Below are 18,106 nucleotides of genomic sequence, written 5' to 3'. Positions count from 1 at the left end.
TGAACGATTTGATTTCATTGAGTATGCCGAGAAGCCAGTTTGATGAAAAACTGGTTGCAGCCAGTAAAGAACTAGAGGATACGATTCAAAAAGTACAGCAATTTGAAAGCAAAAAAGCAGAAAGCAATGCGGAAAAAATCCTCGATAACCTAAACAAACAAGTTCAAATTGCAGGAAAGATGGGCAGTTTATCTTATACTGATCCGCAACTTCAAGCTTTCTTTGCGCAAGATGCGTTGGCAAAAGGCATTCATGAAATGGATACACAAATCACGAAGGCGGAAAAAGAGGCGCAACTTCAAGCTGAAAGAGAAATGAAGAAAAAGCGAGAGGAATGGGCGAACCATCATCCAGCGGAGGCGTGGCTTCAAGACGTTTCTGCTAGTTTCGGTAAGAAATGGGATGGATTAGAAAAAGGAACAAGATGGTTAGGGATGTTAGGCACGAACTATCCTGCCCTGAAAAGACTTTCTGATGAAGCCTTAGTGTTAGAAGGTTTTATAGGCAAGGCAGGTTCCGCAATTAGTGGGGCTGCGATAGGTGTAATAAAATCAGTTTACCTAGCCCTAGAGCTTGGTGAATTGGGTATTAACAAGATACGTGGCGTAGAAACAGAACAATGGAAACTGGACGATCTCGATGCGACTTGGGAAGGTACGAAGAAACTGGCCGAATATGGGATTGTAGGCTATATCACAACTAAGGATCCTCATCTTAGTAATTTCTTAAATAATCCCGAACTAACGGACAAAATTCCCGTGCTGGATAACCTTGCTAGAACCTATAGAAAAGACGAAAAAGAAATGTACAACGCAGTGAAAGATTATGTAGAAAAAGCCATGACCGACCCTTATGCTTTTGGTGGCATGATATTTGATATTGGTAGTTTTTGTGTCGGCGTCGGTGAAGTAGCGGCCGTAGTGAATGGAGGGAAAATCGCAGAGGGTGCAAATCTCTTTCAAGCAGCAGGGAAAAGCGGTAAAATAGTTGGTAAGTCGGAAGAAGTAGCAGCATTAACGAATAAGTTGCCGGGTATGAAGAATGCCTTGGAGAAAATTAGAAATATGGAGATCCGGGATTTATCCCCTGAAACTTCGGCAGCTGGCGTTGGGAGTGTAGAGGAAAGAAAAACACTTGGCACGTTATTTTCTGTTGCTAAGAGTGAAACTAAGGGTACGGGTAATGGTAATAGGATTATTCCTGGTACTCCGGGTGTTGTAACAGGAGGAAACTCTACTAAATTAGGAAAAAATATGATGACAGAAATGGGGCTTAAACGTTCAACTAAATGGAGTGGATATCAAGCACAGCATATTATTCCTTCTGAAATGGCAGATAATCCTGTAATTGAAAAGATAGGTATGAACTTTGATGACTCATCAAACGGTATTTTTCTAAGAGTACCAGATGATAATATAAGTACAATGGCTAGACACAGAGGATATCATTCTGTTTACAATGAAGTAGTTGCAAGAGCGTTAAATAAAATGGATATTAACCAAAGTATTGATAGTTTACAAAAGCAGGTATATGATTTGCAAAAAAATTTAAGAAAATTACAGGGGAATGGTTTACCATTGTACCCAAGCCAAGGTGCAACAGTAGAACTTTGGGAAAGAAAGCTAAAACAATTGGAAATACAAAATAAGTAAATATCAGTAAGGTGGTAAGGTGTAATGGAAAATAAAGATATTAGTTTGCTTGAAGAATTACTTTATAATACAAATAAAGAGGATACAATTAGCCGAATAAAGAATATAGATAATCCAATAATCCTTCATTGTTTTGCAGCAAATTATAATTGGAATAGTGGATTTGATATACCAAATGCAATTCTTGAAAATAAAGATTGTGACTTAGGAACGGGATTACTAATGTTTCATTATGCGGATGGATATCGACTATTAGAAAGTCCGGAGGAAGTTTCGAATTCTCCATTACAAGAATGGAAGGTTTTTATATTAAAAATTCAAAATAAAATTATGAATTTGGAGTTTAAAACACAAAATGTATCATTTAACCCTGAATTAACAAAAATTCAAATATTCAAGTTAAAAAAAAGCAACCCAAGTATTTCAGATATTCTTATTAGTGAGTCACCAGGAAATATAATTGATATTCCTAAAATATAAATAAGCATAAAAAACTCATTACAGTAAATAAATGAGTTTGGTTATAATGTTATTTATGGGAGGACATTATTTCTTGAGGCAAAAATAATAAAGCTACAAGTGAGTTTTGGGAACAGAATATATTTAAATTTGGTTACATCCCTGCTAATTAAACCAGTATAATCGTTCATCATCTACCCTTTTTTCTGTTTATAAAGACATTACTGATGAAAGGTTTAGGTATTATATATTGAAGAATAAGAGAGATGTATTTAATTGTCTTAAAAAGTTTTTTTGTAAAGAAAATTAAATGTATTATATATTTATTAGTTGTTGAAAAGAAGATAAGGAATCATGAGGTTTAGGATTGTTGAGAAAATGGAGTGATGTTTTAGGATATATATTTCGCTACAATGGTAATGTTTTGAGACTACTTGCAATTGCCTTGAAGTTTTGCAACAGAACCTTTAATGGGTATAAATTATTTAAAGGAAAGGCGACATGTAATTATACATTCAATATGATGAATACGAACTATTAGAACTATTCGAGAGTGAACTCGAAGATTTTATTATTTCTGGTGCTGGGATATATAGATATAGTAAAGTGGACAATCTGGGGTTTGAATTAGTAATGATTATGTCATACTATGAAAATAAAGTTAAATTAAGTTTATCTTATAATGAAGGATGTTTGTTTGTTGTTAATCTGGGTCTGTAGAACGAGTCTATTCTCGTAATGATACGCTACATATTCAATGCACAGAACAAAAAAAGTTTATTGAAGTGAGATTCAAGCCTCATTTTGCAATCAATATCAGAAACTTCTAGAATACAATATATTTTAAGAACCCCACAATCTATGTATTGTAGGGTTTTTTGGTTATTGTCTTTGACTATAGATGAAACTGGAGATTATTTGCTAATTTAGTTTGTTTAAGTGAGGAAGATAATGTCATATAGTCAGTCCCTCAATTAATTTTTAAAGTATCCATTTAACATATTTTTTGAAAAACGATTTGGATATAAAGCATTGAGCATTTCATATGGACTTCCTTTCCAATATCTTTTTAATGGTGTCCATAGCTTTTGCTTTATCAGCCATCTTTGATTATATACTTGTAATAGCTGTTTTTCAGTCAACTGTTCTTTCTCTTCAATGGTCCACCTTAATGCTTCTAATGCCTTGTTTTTAGACCAATAGCCTGCAGGTGTAACTTTAAATTCCCACTCTTTAAAATGCCCTGAATATAAGTCATTGAGCATTCTATACGGACTATTTCCCCAAATTAATTGACAAGCGGATACCAACCTATGAGTTGTTAACCATTGTATATTATAAACCTCAAGTAATTGCTTAATAGTTAATTTTTCCTTTTCTTCAATAGTCCATTTTAAGGCTTCTAATGCTTTTTCCTTAGTCCAGAAGTTATTAGGAGTCATAGATAATTCCCATTCTTTAAACTGTTTTGGATATAAATCATTAATCATTGCATAAGGACTACCATTCCAATACATAGTCAGAGGTGCAGCAAGTTTGTTTTGTTCTAACCATTTTTTTCCGTATAATTTCAACAGCTTTTTTGGGGATAACTTCTCTTTTTCTTCAATAGTCCATTTTAAGGCTTCTAATGCTTTTTCTTTAGTCCAAAAATTCAAAGGGGCCATACCAAATTCCCATTCTTTGAAGTGATTTGGATATAAATCATCAATCGCTTTATATGGGCTATTGTCATAGCTATGTTTGAGCAAGCCTCGTAGTCTATACTTTACAAGTAACGCTGTATTCCATTTTTGTCTAATGTCTTCTTCATCCCATTTTAAAATTGTTTCAATTAAATATTTTGTTACCCTTCGGGACATTTTATTATTTTCGTCTTCTTTCCATGTATTTGCAGGAAATCTACTTCTCTGTCCATCTAATATTTCTTGATAAATATCTTCTATAGCAACTGCTTGCATTTGCAACTCCTAAACCCTCCTACAATTATGTGAACGTTTATGTATTTTATAGATTAAGTAACTTATCGTTAATTTCAATTATAATGATATCATATAAAAATAAAAATTTAGTATTTTATTAAAAATCAAATAATTAATGAAGTAAATATTTATTTTATTTTTCTAATTCTTCAGTTATACTAAAATAGTATAATTTTATCTATATAAATAAAAGGAGCTTAAAGTTATGGGTAAACTAGGCAAAAACGATATTATTCAGACTATTCCGCAAAAAGGTTTTTTTGGACATCCTAAGGGGCTGTTTACGTTATTCTTTACAGAGTTTTGGGAAAGATTCTCTTACTATGGTATGAGAGCTATATTACTCTACTATATGTATTATGCAATTTCAAAAGGTGGACTAGGAATGGACCATGCAACTGCTGCATCAATTATGGCCATCTATGGATCTCTAGTCTACATGTCTGGTATTATTGGTGGTTGGGTTGCCGATCGTCTATTAGGTTCAAGTAGAACAGTTTTTTGGGGTGGAGTTTTAATTATGATAGGCCACCTTATTTTAGCACTACCTGGTACTGTTAGTATGTTATTCATCTCTATGGTATTTTTAGTACTGGGAACAGGTTTATTAAAACCAAACGTATCTAGCATTGTTGGTGATTTATATAGTGAAACAGATACACGTCGGGACTCTGGATTCAGTATTTTCTATATGGGAATTAACTTAGGGGCATTTTTATCTCCTTTTATTGTTGGAACAATAGGTCAACAGTATAATTTCCATTTAGGTTTTGGTATTGCTGCAATTGGTATGCTATTAGGATTAATCATCTTTGTTCTTACAAAAAAGAAGAATCTTGGTTTAGCAGGAACACAAGTACCAAATCCTTTAACAGGCAGTGAAAGAAAAAAAGTAATTAAACAGTTTAGTATTGGTATAGTAGCTATATTACTATTATGTCTTGCAACGATACCAACAGGTATTTTAACTATTAATCGTTTTACTTTATTAGTAAGTATCTTAGGGGTTGTTATCCCAACTTGTTACTTTATTTTTATGTATCGTAGTCCAAAAACTACAGAAGTTGAAAAATCTCGTCTTATTGCTTACATACCATTATTTATTGCTGCTACAATGTTCTGGGCTATTCAAGAACAAGGAGCTATAATCTTAGCTACATATGCTGATCAACGTACTCAGTTAAAATTTGCAGGTTTAGAACTTCAATCTTCATGGTTCCAATCATTAAATCCTATTTATATCGTTTTATTAGCACCAGTCTTTGCTTGGTTGTGGGTAAAGCTTAATTCACGTCAACCTAGTACGGCGCATAAGTTTGCTATAGGTTTACTATTTGCTGGTTTATCATTCTTAGTTATGATTATCCCTGCTTATATCCATGGTACAGAATCGCTAGTAAGCCCTATGTGGTTAGTCATTAGCTTCCTCTTAGTAGTAATCGGGGAACTTTGCTTATCACCAGTAGGTTTATCAATTACAACAAAATTAGCACCAGCTGCTTTCTCTGCTCAAACAATGAGTTTATGGTTCTTAACTAGTGCTGCTGCACAAGCTATAAATGCTCAACTCGTTCGTTTGTATACTCCAGAGACAGAAATTATTTATTTCGGTGCAATTGGTGGATTATCAATCATTTTAAGTATTATTTTATATTTTATGGCACCTAAAATTAAAGAACTTATGAAAGGTATCCACTAAAAAAGATGTGCCACAAGAGTGTTGTATAACAATCTTGTGTGCACATCTTTTTTTAGCATTTGATAGCATGATTCCCTAAAAATGTACCTTTATAAACAATAAAATTTGAGTTATGGCATGTATGGAACATTTAAGTAATAATCGTTCTATTGTTATATAAAATTCTCGCACTTATAATCTTGCGAAATATAATTTTAAATAATGCGTCTTTTCATTGATTACGATTATATGAATGTATATAAATTGTAAGTCATATGTCCAATTATTACTGGGATTATTGAGTTCGTTTTCTTATAGAGTAAACCATCAATTATACTTGTTAGAGTTGCAAAAATAATGAATGCAAAGTCATAGTCATGAGCTAAACCAAATAATAAACTGGATATAATTAACCCAGTAAAAAAAGAATACCTGATTTCTAAAAATCTAAGAATAATCCCACGATATAAGATTTCTTCAAAAATAGGTCCTAATAATCCAATTGATAATATAGCAATCGTGTATATTGTGAAAGATTGTTCGGATAATGTTTCTATCCCTAAATTTGTTGCTTGTCTATTTCCAGAATCATTTGAGATGAGAATTGTTGTATCAGCCAATAGAATTGTGCTTATATTTGCAATCAAAATATATAAGTATGTCTTACCTTGATTTAGAGATTTAATGTTAAGCGTAGATAATATTAGATTGTAAAAAGGTTTGTATTTAAGAATAAAGTAAAGGGTAACTAAAAGTATAGCAAGATCTAATGAGAAATTTTCCAATACCTCCAAACTAGTATTATTAAATGATTGTTTAATTGCATGTGATGAGAATACTATTTTTAATGAAATTCCCAAAATCATTGGTACAAAAATAGATATTAATAGTGTTCCTAAAATAAATTGTTTCCATGAAATCAAGTTTTGATTATGTAAATTAGTCATAGATGTTAAGTCCTTTATATTTTATTTTAAAGTTTTGCGAAAGTAGATGAATAATTAAAAACTATGTTATTAATGTTCATCTTGAATTTTAAATTATAACTTAAAGTATGTAAAAATTAATAAATTTTACTATTTAATATAAGATAATATAAGACCCTAGCTAATAGTAGCTAGGGTCTTATATTATCTTATATTAAAATTTTCTTCCAGGTGCACCATGTTTATATCGAGAATCAACTTGTCCTGCTGAACCAGCGTTTTTGTAAATCCATTTGCCAGCTTCAATGCCGTAATCGATAATGCTTTCCCAATCTCTTTTCTTTTTAGGCTGTTTACTTTTACTACCTTTACCACCATCAATGTTTAGCATTTCTTCTTGTGTTAAATCTTGTAATTTAAGTTCCATAAATTGTATACCCCTTATTAATTATTTTTTAAAAATTAGATATTCGAATATTAAATTTAACCGGTTTATTGTATTATATATAAATGTGACACGTTATGTCTAGAAGATTTTTACTATTTTAAAAAAAATGCAAATTTGCATATTCGTATATTCTAGAAAGAAGGGATATTTATTGATTAGAAAACATTTTCCATTTATTAGGCAATCTGATTTAAAAGATTGTGGTCCAGCATGCCTAGCCATGATTTCTAAATATTATGGGCTTACTATGTCTATCTCTAAAATTAGGGAAGTTGCAGGAACAGATTTACTGGGGACAAACATAAAAGGTTTGTTAGAAGCTTCTGAACGATTAGGTTTTGATGCGAGAGGAGTAAAAGTAACTGATACAAGTGTAATAACAGAAATTCCTTTACCAGCTATCGCTCATGTAATCACTGAAGAAGGTGTACTGCATTATGTGGTGGTCCATAAAATTAAAAGAAATAAAATATTCATTGCTGATCCGGATAAAGGTCTGATTACATATAATATAGAGGATTTTGCTGATTTATGGACAGGAGTTCTAGTCTTACTACAGCCAGGAAAATATTTCAAAAAAGAAAAAGCGTCTAAAGGAGCACTTTCTCAATTTTTAAGTTTGTTGAAACCACAGTTGAATTTATTAGTACCTTTATTTTTTGCGTCCATATTTCTTAATTTATTTGGATTTATAGGAGTATTTTATTTTCAATTACTAATTGATGACATTGTACCTAATCAATCACTAAATACGTTGCATATCATTTCATTAGGAATGATTATTTTATATGTTTTTAAAGTTCTATTATCTTATTTTAGAACACACTTAATTTTATATTTCAGCCGACGAATTGACATACAACTTATGCTTGGGTACTATCGGCATGTTATTAAGTTGCCAATTAATTTCTTTGAAACTAGAAAAGTAGGAGAGATTATCTCACGTTTTTCAGATGCTGGTAGGGTTCATGAAGTGCTATCTACAACAGCTATAACACTAGTAATTGATATTTTGATGATTCTTTTTGGTACTTGTGTATTACTAACCAAAAATTTATCGTTATTTCTGGTTACTCTTTTACTAGTTCCATTTTATGTGATTATTGTTTTTGTGTTTCGTAAGTCGTATGAAGTTCTTAATCGCAAAGTTATGGAGAGTGGCGCGAATTTGAACTCCTATATGATAGAATCGCTTAGTGGAATGGGAACTATCAAATCCTATAATGCTGAAAAAGAAGTTTTCTTTCAAGTTGAGAAACGATTTATAAAATTCTTAGAATATGGATTTCGTTTAGGAAAACTTGATAATTTACAATCTTCAATTCGAATGATACTCGAGCTACTCGGTGGTGTTGTTATTCTATGGGTAGGGGCTACTCAAGTATTAAAGGGAAATATGACAATCGGTGAATTAATTACATTTAATGCTTTATTAATCTATTTTTTAGATCCAATTGAAAATTTAATTGACTTACAACCTAAAATGCAATCAGCTATTGTTGCAGCAGAACGATTGAATGAAATTTTTGAGTTGAATTTAGAGGAAGACGAGAATGAGCATAGGAAAGTATCTCCTACATATTTATCTGGGAACATTGAGTTTCGAAATGTTTCTTTCCGATATGGTACGAGAGGAAATGTCTTAAATAATCTTAGTTTTTCTATTGAACAGGGGAATCAAATTGCTTTTGTAGGAGAGAGCGGTTCTGGTAAAACAACAATTTCAAAGCTATTGATGAATTATTATACACCTCAACAAGGAGATATTTTTTATGATGATTACCATATAAAAGAGATTAATCGGACAGCCCTGCGTGAACGAATTGCCTATGTATCACAAGAATCATTTTTCTTTAGTGGAACAATTTATGATAATTTATGTTTTGGTCTAGAGCATCAAATTTCATTAGACGTTGTGATTCAGGCCACAAAAAAAGCTTGTGCGCATAACTTTATAAGTGAATTACCGTTAAGATATGAAACTGTATTAGAAGAAAATGCTTCCAACTTGTCTGGTGGGCAAAAGCAAAGGTTGGCTATTGCAAGAGCGTTATTAAAAAATCCTGATATATTAATTCTAGATGAAGCAACAAGTAACTTGGATTCTACTACTGAAAAACATATCACAGATATGTTAAAAGAATTAGGAAATGAGAGAGTAACGGTTATTATGATTGCACACCGTTTAAGTACAATTCAACATGCAGATCAAATTTTTGTAATGCATCGAGGCTCTATTATTGAGGAAGGCTCACATAGAAAGTTGTTATCAGACAAAGGCGAATATTATCGTCTGTGGAAGAATCAAACGATACATGCAGAATATATTGAAGAGTCATTTCTTATGATGCCAGGAGGTCAACATGAATAAAGTTTATACTTTTGAACAACTAACAGATAGTGTTGAATTGTTAGAAAAAAAACCTCCGCGTTTTATTAACTCGTTTTTAGGGTTACTAATTGCTTTTCTTATTGGTTTTTGTCTTTGGGCTTATTTTGGAAAAATAGATATTGTAAGTAAAGGAACGGCTATTATACAGGGAAAAAAAGAAGCCAGTATGGTTCAAAGTCGTATTGGAGGAACAGTAAGTCATATTGCTGTTCATTCTGGTGATTATGTAAGGAAAGGAGATACTATTCTTCAGGTTAAAAATCAAGAATTAGTAGATGAACAAAATAACTTGGATTCTATCGTTTTACATTTAGAATCAAAAAAAAATATGCTTATCGAATTAAAAAAGAGTGTGTCTAATAATAAGCCTCTTTTTTCTAACAGTAACGAAAATGATAAAGTTCGAGATGAATATAGTGCATATGAACAAGGATATAAAATATTAGATAGTGAAAAGGAATTAGAATTGAATGCTATAGTTGAGAATAGTGTTGAAGATAGACTGGATGACGATTTACAGTCATTAATAGCAGAAGATGAGAATATACAAAGAGAAATTGACTCTTTGAATAAGAAAAAAAATAAAGAACAGATTTCAAAAGAAGATACGGAAGTTATTATAGAACAAATCGATTTAGCGAGTTCACAACAAAATAATTTAAAGAAAAGAATAGAACAAAGAAAAGAGTACCTTGAAAAAGAAAGGCAAAAAATAAAGCAGGTAAAAGAAGAAAAGCAAACACAAAAAAAGCAAGCTTTAAAACAATATCAGCAAAGTTTTATTATTGATATTAATGAACGAATTGAAACTATTGAGCAAGATATTTTGGCTAAAAGACAAGAATTAGATACTATTAAACATCAGAATGATACAATGAATATAAAAGCTCATATAGATGGTACTATTCAATTTTCAAATATACTACAAGAGGGTAATTTGATAGAGCCTGGACAAGAGATTGCTTTTGTGGTCCCAAAAGAATCTGGTAAAAAAGTAAAATTATTGTTATCGCCAGAAGAAGTAAAAGAGATAAATAAAGGGGATAAAATACAATATTCCTTTCAATTAAATCAATCTAATCAACAAGTTGGATATGTCTCTTATATTTCCGTGCATCCCATTTTTGATAAAGATTCAAAATCATATATGTATGAATTAGAAGGAACAATTAATTTAAAAGAAATTCAATCTTTACCTTCTGGAGTGATTGGAAAAGCTTCTGTTGTAACAGGATCAGAACCTATATGGAGATTTTTATTAAGAAAATTAGACTTCATTTCGAAATAAAAAATCCAACTAATTGGGGCTGTTGACAAAAGGGGGAGAGCGCAAAGCACTCTCCCTCCTTTTCCTTATGTTTTTGTTTTTAGTTTTATTTTTTCTTCTTTTCTCTGTTTTTTATACATTCTTATCCATTCATGCCCTCTAGGAAAGGGCATGAACCATCCGCTTGAGATTTAAAGCTAATGCTGAAAAGAGGCATTTTACCTGATTTCTTGAAATGCTCCTCACATAGGTTTTTGCGAAGGTATGATACGGTTTTAAGGTACCGAACATTCCCTCGGACCATATATTTCGTAACTGACGAATCTTCTTATATTCTTCCGTTTTTGATTAGAAAGTCCACATTCATGAAACAGTGGTCTCGCTATCTGTTTATACTTAACAGTCTTGCTTAAACAATTTGAACGAAACGGACACTCACGACAGTCTTCGACTTTAGTTGTATATACTTTATAAGGTTCTGTTGCAAAGTTTGAAAAAAGCATAAACAGGTTGGTAAATGAGGAACAATGTTTAGGAAGTAGCTAGTAATTGTTGAAGTTCATTGTACGTTGAAAAGGCGGAGTCTCTTTGAAGACTTCGCCTTTGTTTATATAGGGCATGAATGGTCTCAATACCTTTAATCGTACGTGAAGCATGACGAAGATTTTGAAATCCTGCGGATTTGACAAAACGTCTCTTTACATGCCTATGATCCTGTTCAATAAGATTGTTTAAATGTTTGATTGTACAATGAATTGTAGTTTGATAAAATCCTTGTTTTCTTAATTTGTTAAATGCGCAAAGTAATGCCGGCGCTTTATCTGTAGTGAGAACCGTTGGTTCTCCAAAATGTTTTACTAATCTTTTCATGAAGGCATAGGAAGCCTGATGATCCCGTTTTTTACGAACTTGAATATCCAATGTGCGTCCATCTTTATCAATCGCACGATAGAGATAACGCCATTCTCCCTTAACTTTGATATAAGTCTCATCCAAATGCCAAGATAAGCGTGCAGATTTATTTTTCACTTTCCAAATTTGATAGATGAGATTGCCATATTCATGAACCCATCGCATGATGGTTGTTGGGTGCACTGAAATACCACGTTCTTTCAGGATTTCAGATACATCGCGATAACTTAAAGAAAAACGGCAGTAGTAGCCGACAGCTACTAAAATAATATCTTGCTTGAATTGTTTTCCTTTAAAATATCTCATGTCTGATTCTCCTAGATCCTGTTTTCTAGAGTGTAGCTTCATGTAGAAAACTTTGCAACAGAACCCGATAAACCGTTGGTCTGGTCACGCCATTTTTTTCAGCAATCTTTTTTATAGGTAATCCTGAATTTAACATTTGTACGATTTGATAATAGACAGCTTGTTTTTGAGGATCTCGCGCATCTGATCCATAAAGGGTTGGTCGCCCTTGATAAACCCCTTTTTCTTTCGCAATTTTTATTCCTTGTGCCTGTCTTCTTTTACTTTCTGTTCGTTCCTTTTCCGCAATCATAGCCAAGAGTTGAAGAATTAAATCTTTGACAAAACAGTCTAACAGTGGATCACCTAGCATGCCCATCAACTTAAGAAAACAACTCCAGCCCAAAACGAAAAAACAAGCTTTTTTATTACAAGTTAGGACAAAATCTCGTTCTGAGGGTAGTTGTATTTTCTTAGCTTGATAGCGATGCGCCTGTCCCCCTATTTACCACAAAATAAGGGTTTGGTAAGTACTTTTGAACAAACTATTATTTAAAGCAACACGTTGACCTTATCATAATATGTAATATTGCATATAAAAATATATTGATATAATTGTAAGCGCTTACTATAATAAAAGCATAAAGATAAATCAAATCTTAGCAACAACATAAGAGGAGGAAATAATATGGCAATCGCAATGGCAGTTTTATCATTCTTAGGTGGAGTACTTCCATTAGTAACAGAGCTTTTAAAAGCAGTAATGTAAGTTTATTATTCAGCAAGTATTTATAAAAATTATCATACAAATGATCTGTTTATCAAAAGGAATTTGATATGCAGATCATTTGTGTGAGTCTACATATGATAAAAAGACTTTATCCCCCATAAGGATAAAGTCTTTTTTTGTTATTTACGAAACACGACAAAACAATAAGCTAACAATAGCAAGAAAAAATTCAATATAATAATTAGAATTATATTGTGATATATATCAACGGTAGATTGCAAAGAGATTTTCGTGTCTCTTCCCCTACTTTTTTCCTTGTTATATAAAATCTATATAATAAACATGAAATTGAACAAATTAGACGTAACATCCCTAAAGCCGAAATGTCTTAAACAAACGTTTGTTTAATTTCCCTACAATTAATTGCTATATAATATAAGTAAAAAAGAGATAAGAGCACTATTATTAGTACATTATCTCTTTTTGAATATGCATTTCATATCCCATGTAAATTTACCACATATTTCAATGGGACTTACAAATTGCTCTTCAATAATAATTATATCTTGTTTTTGTAAAAAATATACAATTTTAAACCTTTTCAAAAATACATGGCCAGAATGTCAGTGACTTACATATATTTAAGAATTATAGTTGGTTACAACATGAAATTCATTTTATTATAATTAATTAAACATGAATATAAATATAGTATATTAAGTAATAATGCCCCATTCTTCTCTATTAACCTATACATACATTTTTATTAATTTATTATGATTTAGATATTGATTTAAGATGATTTATACGAAATGAACAAATGGGATTTTCAAGGAAGGAAATGTATTATTTTTTTAAATTTACATAATTTTTAGAATAAATGTTTTAAAATGGTATTATTTGTTATATAATAAAGACAAACTATTACATAGGTAGTTTCCCTTGTGTTTCTGTTGAAATATGTTGTTTTACCCTTGCTATTATTATCGAAAAAAGAACTTGTAGTGATTCCTACAAGTTCTTTTTTTTTTTTTTTTGACAATAAATTCATTTAATAAAGATACCTATATTCAAAAGGCATTAAATTTATATAAATCAGAGCAATATAGTATTCGAGAAATTATAGATATGACTGGCATTAGCCAAGCAACACTGTACCGATACATACGAGAAAACAAACAAGTACAAAAGAATGAGGAAACAGAAGAAAAAACAGCAACTATTCGTATGTTGTTACGTGTAGAAAATAATAATAAATTTGTACGTGGGAAGGGGAAAGTTAGAAAGAATATCGAATCCTTTCTCATATCACAATACAATATGGAACAACGTTTAGGGGAGTACATATTCTATGTTCCTTATACCACAATTTCAGATTTAGAAAAAAAGGTAGATAGCATAATTCAGGAAATTGATTTTGAAGCGGATTTACAAAACTGTTTTACTGAGTTAGATGTGTACTGTGATGAATTGGAGCTACAATGGTAAGCATTTGCTTATATAACAAGTTATCTTATAAAATAAGAAGAAGAAAAGAAAGACAGGGAGAGGAAACCCATGTCCACAAAATTAGTAAATTTACGAATTGATTTTGCTTTTAAACAGTTATTCGGAACGAAAGGGAACGAAGAGATCTTAACTGGTTTCTTGAATGCAATTTTAGAGGAATCTTTAGAGGCACCCATTTCATCTCTACAATTGGAAGACCCACATCTTCATAAGGCTTATGAAGATGATAAGTTATCCATTTTAGATTTATTAGCAACATTAGACAACGGAACGCAAGTGAATATAGAGATACAGCTTCGCAATACACATGATATGGTAAAGCGATCTTTATATTACTGGAGTAAACTCTATACATCCCAAATGCAAGAAGGGATGCCGTATCGTTCACTTCGGAAAACAATTACCATTAACTTATTAGATTTTATATTATTCTCCCAGGATGATTCATTTCACACCATAGGACAATTATGGAATCCCAAAAAGCAACAGATACTAAGTGATGATATTGAAATTCATTTTGTGGAAATTCCAAAATTGGTCAAACAATGGCGTGAAGAAAAAATAAATCCATGGGAAAATGCATTTGTTCGTTGGATGTTATTACTACCAGCACATGAAGATGAACATTTAACTCAAACATTGGAGGAGATTGCAATGAATCAAGATCCAATTTTACAAAAGGCGATGAGTAAGTGGGAAAATATGAGCCATGACTCTTCTTTCAGAACAGCTTATGAAGCTCGTGAAAAGTTACTTTTAGATGAACAAGCCAAGTTGGCACACGCTCGTGAAGAAGGAAAAATCCAATTAATCCGTGGTATGCATAAGAATGGTATGCCATTAGAAGACATTGCAAAATTCACTGGTCTAAGTACAGAAGAAATACGAAAACTACTATTATAATATGTATTATAAAAAAACTTTGCGGAAAATCTCGCAAAGTTTTTTTATTTAGCCCTTTAAACATCAACTCCTAAAAAAATACATGATGCATTTAATAAATATGGTTCTGTTGCAAAGTTTGAAAAAAGCATAAACAGGTTGGTAAATGAAAAGCAATGTTTAAGAAGTAGCTAATAATTGTTGAAGTTCATTGTACGTTGAAAAGGCGGAGTCTCTTTGAAGACTTCGCCTTTGTTTATATAGAGCATGAATGGTCTCGATACCTTTTATCGTACGTGAAGCATGACGAAGATTTTGAAATCCTGCAGATTTGGCAAAACGTCTCTTTACATGCCTATGATCCTGTTCAATAAGGTTGTTTAAATGTTTGATTGTACAATGGATTGTAGTTTGATAAAATCCTTGTTTTCTTTGATCAACTATTAAAACAGAGACTCAAATAAATCATCTTGCTGTAACATCTTTAATTGTATCAGAAATACGGTCAACTGCTGCTTTTCCAGCATCTTCAACAACATCAATTGCATTTTGTACTGCATCGCCTGCTGCTTCAATCCCACGTTTTGTTTTGTTACGCCCTTGGTCAATGGCAGATTGATTCCGATTTTGCTCAGTCATTCGTTACTCCTCCTTAAATCGTTCTTCGACCTTAGTATAAGAAAATTTTATTTTGTTATTCATACATTAGGGGTCACTATACATCACCATCAAGTTAAGAATTTGGTTGCTCCCCAAAACGAAAAAATGTGCTTTTTTGTTACAAGTAGTACAAAATTTTGTTATGGGAGGTACTATAAAATTTTAGCTTGATGGCTATGGGGCTGGATCCTTATAGGAAACTACAGGACAAAATATAATATAAAGCAACCACCAAATTTGAAAAACTTTCAGATGTGGAGGGTTATTCTTTGAATCATTTCCGTAGTCCAATCTAGCTGATTTCTTGTATTTTGTCAGATATTTCAATGCATTTTCTAAATATCTGACAAAATATCATTGACAGTTTATTAATGTATACATCATTATTAATAATGAAAATCATTATCGAACTTATCGGAGGACTTACTATGCGTACATATTTAAAGACGATACTTAGTTTATTGTCAGCTCTTTTTTTAGTGTTCATAGCTGCTTGTGGTAGCAATGAAGTGTCAAACGAAAAAACAGAGTCAAAATCAAACAAAGAACAAGGTTATACCGTTAAACATGCTATGGGTGAAACAAAGATTACAAAAACTCCTAAACGAGTTGTTGTTTTAACTAACGAAGGAACAGAAGCGATTTTGTCAATGGGAGTAAAGCCTGTTGGTGCTGTAAAATCTTGGCTAGGGGATCCATGGTATGATCATATTAAAAGCGATATGAAAGATGTTAAAGTTGTAGGGGTTGAACATGAAGTCAACTTAGAGAAAATTGCATCGTTAAAACCTGATTTAATTATTGGTAATAGGGTACGCCAAGAAAAGGTGTACGATAAATTAAGCGCAATTGCTCCAACAGTATTTTCAGATATACTAGGAGGCGATTGGAAGGAAAACTTTAAATTATATGCAAAAGCTTTAAATCGTGAAGAAGAAGGAAACAAAGTATTAAGCAAATTTGATGCACACCTAGAAGATGTAAAACAAAAATTAGGTGATAAAGTAAATCAAGAAGTTTCTGTTGTCCGTTTTATGGCTGGAACTTCTCGTATTTATTACACAGATTCTTTTTCTGGAGTTATTTTTGATCAATTAGGTTTTAAACGTGTGAAACAGCAAAAAGAGCTTTTTACTGCTAACAGTAAATTTGGCAACCTTGCTATAGATGTAGGAAAAGAAATGATTCCTAAAATGGATGGAGATGTTCTTTTTTACTTTACATATGCTCCAGAAAATGATCAAAAAGCTTTAGATAAAGCAAAAGAAATGACAAGCGATCCTCTTTGGAAAAATCTAAATGCTGTTAAAAATGGAAATGCACATGAAGTTAGTGATGCAGTTTGGAATACTGCTGGTGGTGTAATTGCAGCTAACAAAATGTTAGATGAACTTGAGAAAATTATGCTTAGCAAATAAGGTTTCAACTTCTTAATTTTTTTATATTAAGGCCGGAGAGTATAAAAATACTTTCCGGCTTTTACTATTTTTTAATGGAAACTTTTGAAGGGGTAGTACCTCATCGCTATCAAGCTAACAAAATAAAATCCCCCCTAAAATGAAAAAATACGCTATTCTTTCTGTAGAATCATAGGAAAGGATGGCGTTTTTGTATGTCTATTTCCGTTCATATGAACGAAAGTTCACTCTGCTTTTGTTCTTAAGTTGATGGGCATGGGGTGCTACCCCACATCCATCAACTTAAGGTATATTTTTATACAAAATGCGGTCTTTCCATATAGTTTTTATTATCTTTTATAGATTTTATAAAAGTAGGCATATCAAATAAACCCTGACGGGTTTCAATTTTTTACTATGCTACCTGATGAGTAGAAGTGGTATACTCATAAACAACACCCAAAATATCAAAGACTGTCTTTTTCTCGTATCGATGAGATTTTCGTCCGTTATGCTGTAGGAGGTTAAACAGACGAAGGAGAACCTTTGATAGCTCTTGGGTGTTTTTGTGTAATGCTTGATGAAAAAGTAAAAAATAATCCTTAATTATGTACATCGCTTTATATTCACTTAGCTCTTTTTGTTTCTTACGTAACAGGAGCTCTCGCATTTTAAACATAGTAGAAGAACATAATAGAATACTAATGAGTTGCCCATAAAGGTGACATTCTAATCGCTCTTGTTTAATAGATTTACAACGATGAATTTGAAACCAAGATTTCCATATTTTAAATAACAGCTGTCGGGTAAAAGACTGGCGCGGTATCAGTTGCGGCCCGTCTCCAGCCTCTCCCCATAAGAACTGCTCGTGAGGTTTTCCCTCAAGCAGCTCACCCCATAAACTTCGTCAAAAGGGTTATGAGACCT

12 protein-coding genes and 7 pseudogenes are annotated in these 18,106 nt (G+C 32.0%); 10 read left to right on the top strand and 9 right to left on the bottom strand.

Annotated features, from left to right (window positions below; translation table 11 throughout):
* The 4 genes and pseudogenes from AAIE21_RS28260 to AAIE21_RS28245 all read left to right on the top strand — a co-directional run.
* The coding region (locus AAIE21_RS28260) for an AHH domain-containing protein (protein WP_343269735.1) at positions 1-1,652 on the top strand (1,652 nt) is incomplete at its 5' end.
* Positions 1,653-1,676: 24 nt separating this feature from the next.
* Positions 1,677-2,132 carry a DUF4274 domain-containing protein gene (locus AAIE21_RS28255; RefSeq protein ID WP_343269734.1) on the top strand — a complete coding sequence of 152 codons (456 nt, stop codon included), beginning with the start codon at positions 1,677-1,679 and terminating at the stop codon, positions 2,130-2,132.
* Between the two features lie 148 nt (positions 2,133-2,280).
* A pseudogene (locus AAIE21_RS28250) lies at positions 2,281-2,421 on the top strand (sporulation protein YhbH); the annotation flags it as partial.
* A 203-nt stretch (positions 2,422-2,624) separates the two neighbouring features.
* Positions 2,625-2,941: pseudogene (locus AAIE21_RS28245) on the top strand (hypothetical protein).
* A gap of 144 nt (positions 2,942-3,085) precedes the next feature.
* Here AAIE21_RS28245 and AAIE21_RS28240 read toward each other — a convergent pair.
* Complete coding sequence (locus tag AAIE21_RS28240) at positions 3,086-4,072, bottom strand: DUF4046 domain-containing protein (RefSeq protein ID WP_481858723.1); 987 nt, start codon at positions 4,070-4,072, stop codon at positions 3,086-3,088.
* 226 nt (positions 4,073-4,298) lie between these two features.
* Here AAIE21_RS28240 and AAIE21_RS28235 point away from each other — a divergent pair, with 226 nt between their 5' ends.
* Positions 4,299-5,792, top strand: coding sequence for a peptide MFS transporter (locus AAIE21_RS28235; RefSeq protein ID WP_343269732.1), 1,494 nt, complete (start codon positions 4,299-4,301; stop codon positions 5,790-5,792).
* 224 nt (positions 5,793-6,016) lie between these two features.
* Here the strand turns inward: AAIE21_RS28235 and AAIE21_RS28230 are convergent, their stop codons facing one another.
* Positions 6,017-6,718, bottom strand: coding sequence for a CPBP family intramembrane glutamic endopeptidase (locus AAIE21_RS28230; protein ID WP_343269731.1), 702 nt, complete (start codon positions 6,716-6,718; stop codon positions 6,017-6,019).
* A gap of 193 nt (positions 6,719-6,911) precedes the next feature.
* Positions 6,912-7,124, bottom strand: a complete 213-nt coding sequence (locus tag AAIE21_RS28225; protein ID WP_343269730.1) for a hypothetical protein — start codon at positions 7,122-7,124, stop codon at positions 6,912-6,914.
* Between the two features lie 172 nt (positions 7,125-7,296).
* Here AAIE21_RS28225 and AAIE21_RS28220 point away from each other — a divergent pair, with 172 nt between their 5' ends.
* Both AAIE21_RS28220 and AAIE21_RS28215 read left to right on the top strand, forming a co-directional pair.
* On the top strand, positions 7,297-9,516 hold the full coding sequence (locus tag AAIE21_RS28220; protein WP_343269729.1) for a peptidase domain-containing ABC transporter: 2,220 nt from the start codon (positions 7,297-7,299) through the stop codon (positions 9,514-9,516).
* A complete protein-coding gene (locus tag AAIE21_RS28215) occupies positions 9,509-10,825 on the top strand; it encodes an HlyD family efflux transporter periplasmic adaptor subunit (protein ID WP_343269728.1) in 1,317 nt (438 codons plus the stop codon). The genes AAIE21_RS28220 and AAIE21_RS28215 overlap by 8 nt, the downstream gene beginning before the upstream one ends.
* 138 nt (positions 10,826-10,963) lie before the next feature.
* Here the strand turns inward: AAIE21_RS28215 and AAIE21_RS29720 are convergent.
* From AAIE21_RS29720 to AAIE21_RS28205, 3 genes and pseudogenes are all read right to left on the bottom strand, one after another.
* Positions 10,964-11,137, bottom strand: a pseudogene (locus AAIE21_RS29720) (transposase); the annotation flags it as partial.
* Between the two features lie 198 nt (positions 11,138-11,335).
* Positions 11,336-12,022: an IS6 family transposase gene (locus tag AAIE21_RS28210; RefSeq protein ID WP_343269727.1), complete on the bottom strand. Its 687-nt coding sequence runs from the start codon at positions 12,020-12,022 to the stop codon at positions 11,336-11,338.
* Positions 12,023-12,047: 25 nt separating this feature from the next.
* Positions 12,048-12,371 (bottom strand): annotated as a pseudogene (locus AAIE21_RS28205) (helix-turn-helix domain-containing protein); the annotation flags it as partial.
* Positions 12,372-13,787: 1,416 nt separating this feature from the next.
* On the opposite strand from AAIE21_RS28205, the pseudogene AAIE21_RS28200 reads away from it, so the two are divergent.
* Positions 13,788-14,219 (top strand): annotated as a pseudogene (locus AAIE21_RS28200) (recombinase family protein); the annotation flags it as partial.
* A gap of 69 nt (positions 14,220-14,288) precedes the next feature.
* Entirely contained in the window at positions 14,289-15,143 is an 855-nt protein-coding gene (locus tag AAIE21_RS28195) for an Rpn family recombination-promoting nuclease/putative transposase (RefSeq protein WP_343269726.1), read from the top strand.
* Positions 15,144-15,302: 159 nt separating this feature from the next.
* On the opposite strand, the pseudogene AAIE21_RS28190 reads toward AAIE21_RS28195, so the two are convergent.
* Both AAIE21_RS28190 and AAIE21_RS28185 read right to left on the bottom strand, forming a co-directional pair.
* Positions 15,303-15,554 (bottom strand): annotated as a pseudogene (locus tag AAIE21_RS28190) (DDE-type integrase/transposase/recombinase); the annotation flags it as partial.
* A gap of 33 nt (positions 15,555-15,587) precedes the next feature.
* A complete protein-coding gene (locus tag AAIE21_RS28185) occupies positions 15,588-15,761 on the bottom strand; it encodes a hypothetical protein (protein ID WP_343269725.1) in 174 nt (57 codons plus the stop codon).
* 449 nt (positions 15,762-16,210) lie between these two features.
* Between AAIE21_RS28185 and AAIE21_RS28180 the strand changes: the two genes are divergently transcribed.
* Positions 16,211-17,200 carry an ABC transporter substrate-binding protein gene (locus AAIE21_RS28180; RefSeq protein ID WP_343269724.1) on the top strand — a complete coding sequence of 330 codons (990 nt, stop codon included), beginning with the start codon at positions 16,211-16,213 and terminating at the stop codon, positions 17,198-17,200.
* A 394-nt stretch (positions 17,201-17,594) separates the two neighbouring features.
* Here the strand turns inward: AAIE21_RS28180 and AAIE21_RS28175 are convergent.
* A pseudogene (locus AAIE21_RS28175) lies at positions 17,595-17,981 on the bottom strand (IS4 family transposase); the annotation flags it as partial.
* Between the last annotated feature and the right edge of the window lie 125 nt (positions 17,982-18,106).

The organism is Paenibacillus sp. 102, from assembly GCF_039549175.1.
Lineage (GTDB): Bacteria > Bacillota > Bacilli > Bacillales > Bacillaceae_G > Bacillus_A.
Note: the sequence above shows the minus strand (reverse complement) of the source record. Positions and strands in the feature narration are given on the sequence as shown.